Annotated in this window: 2 protein-coding genes; both read right to left on the bottom strand. The window is 68.6% G+C overall.

Annotated features, from left to right (window positions below; genetic code table 11):
• Positions 1-40: 40 nt before the first annotated feature.
• Positions 41-349, bottom strand: a complete 309-nt coding sequence (locus AB0J68_RS31265; protein WP_354856983.1) for a hypothetical protein — start codon at positions 347-349, stop codon at positions 41-43.
• Positions 350-363: 14 nt separating this feature from the next.
• Positions 364-2022, bottom strand: coding sequence for a sodium:solute symporter family protein (locus tag AB0J68_RS31260; protein WP_363942381.1), 1659 nt, complete (start codon positions 2020-2022; stop codon positions 364-366).
• Positions 2023-2229 lie beyond the last annotated feature (207 nt).

The following is a 2229-nucleotide window of genomic DNA, read 5'->3' as shown; positions in this document are numbered from 1 at the left end:
CGCCGTCCGTGTGGACGGCGCCGGCGCGGCGGGCCTGAGGTCAGCTGTCGGGCTGCTGCTCGTTCGGGGTCGGCGCCTCGGCCGGGCGCAGCCACTGCCAGAGCAGCATGAGCAGGCCGAAGGCGAGCATCACGAGCCCGGCCCACAGGTTGATGCGGACACCCTCGGCCTTGTCGATCTCGGCCCGGCTGTCGAAGACGCCGATCAGCGTCACGATGATCCCGTACGCCACGAAGAGGCCACCGATCACCCGACGGATGTCGAACAGTCGGGCGGCGGCGGAGCGGCGCTCCTCGGCCTGCGTCTCGTCGATCAACGGGTCCTGCGCCGGCTGGCCGTCGTTGCTCATCTGCCGACTCCTTTCTAGAAGACCGGGATGTAGAAGAGGGCGGCGAGCGCGACCGCGATCACGCCCAGCAGCACGGGGGAGCGGTACCAGACGGCGTCCCCGGCGAGCACGTCGCCCTTCAGATCGACGCCGCCCATGCCGTAGACCAGCCCGCGCAGCTCCTCATCGCGCTTGGGTGCGGTGAGCGGGGTGAGGATCGCGGCGACCACCGCCACGGTGACGAACGCGATGCCGGCGCCCCAGAAGCTCTCCTCCAGGTCGGAGTTGAAGTCGATCACGCCGCCCTTGTAGAGCAGGTAGGTCGCCAGCGACGCCAGCGTGCCGAGCAGCAGCGACCAGAAGCCGGCCAACGCGCTCATCCGCTTCCAGAACATGCCGATGATGAACGTGGCGAACAGCGGCGCGTTGAACAGCGAGAAGAGCGCCTGGATGTAGTTCATGATGTTGCTGAACCCGGACGCGATGAACGCCGTCCCGATGCCGATCACCACGGCGGCGACCGTCGCCCACCGACCGATGCGCAGGTAGTACTCGTCGGACCGGCCGCGGCGGACGTACGCCTGCCAGATGTCGTAGGTGAAGACGGTGTTGAAGCCGCTCACGTTGGCCGCCATGCCGGCCATGAACGACGCGAGCAGGCCGGTGACCGCCACCCCGAGCACGCCGTTGGGCAGCAGGTCCCGCATGAGCAGCGGAATGGCGTTGTTGTACTGCAGGTCGCCCTTCTCCGCGCCGAGCCCCTTCACCGTCACGAGGGCGACGAGGCCGGGGATGATCGTGACCAGGGGAATGAACAGCTTCGGGTACGCGGCGATGATCGGCGTACGCCGGGCGGCGCTCATGTTCTTCGCCGACAGCGCGCGCTGCACCTCGGCGAAGTTCGTCGTCCAGTAGCCGAACGAGAGCACGAAGCCGAGGCCGAACACGATGCCGATCCACTGCGCGCCGAGCGGGTTGTCGGTGCTGGCGGTGTCCTGCCAGGCGTGCAGACCCGCCTCGCCGAGCTTGGAGTCGCGGACCGCGTCCATCAGCCCGCTCACGCCGCCGACCTTGACCAGACCGATCACGGTGACCGGGATGAGGCCGGCCAGGATGACGAAGAACTGGAGCACCTCGTTGTAGATCGCCCCGGACAGGCCACCGATGGTGATGTACGCCAGCACGATCGCCGCGCCCACCACGATCGCGGTCCAGAGCGGCCAGCCGAGCAGCGCCTGCATGACCAGGGCCAGCGCGTAGAGGTTCACGCCGGCGATCAGCACCTGGGCGACGGCGAAGCTGAGCGCGTTCAGCAGGTGGGTCGGTCGGTTGAAGCGCAGCCGCAGGTACTCGGGCACGCTGCGGACCTTGGACCCGTAGTAGAAGGGCATCATCACGATGCCCAGGAAGACCATCGCCGGCACCGCTCCGATCCAGTAGTAGTGGACCGTCATGACGCCGTACTGGGCGCCGTTCGCCGCCATGCCGATGATCTCCAGCGCACCCAGGTTCGCGGAGACGAACGCGAGGCCGGTCACCCAGGCCGGCAGGGAGCGGCCGGAGAGGAAGAAGTCGACGCTGGTCCGGATCGCCCGCCGGGCGGCGAAGCCCACCCCGAGGACGGTGACGAAGTACAGCGCAAGGATCAGGTAGTCCAGCCCGTTCATATTGAGCCGCAGACCGCCGCCGTCCATCCCGTCACCCCTCGTCCCGACGTTGACACCGGATTCGATGCGCGCGCCCTATTACCCGCTACGCGAGGTTTCATGCCTGCACGTCCGCTCCGCTGCGTTCGCGCCCGCTCGGGTGGCTTGGCCTTCGGCGTGCGACTGGCCGGTCTCGAGCGCTCAGCCGCCACCCCTCAGGGACGCCGAGGGGCGCCCCGGCCGGCAGGCCGGAGC

The organism is Micromonospora sp. NPDC049580 (assembly GCF_040675595.1).
Lineage (GTDB): Bacteria > Actinomycetota > Actinomycetes > Mycobacteriales > Micromonosporaceae > Micromonospora.
Note: the sequence above shows the minus strand (reverse complement) of the source record. Positions and strands in the feature narration are given on the sequence as shown.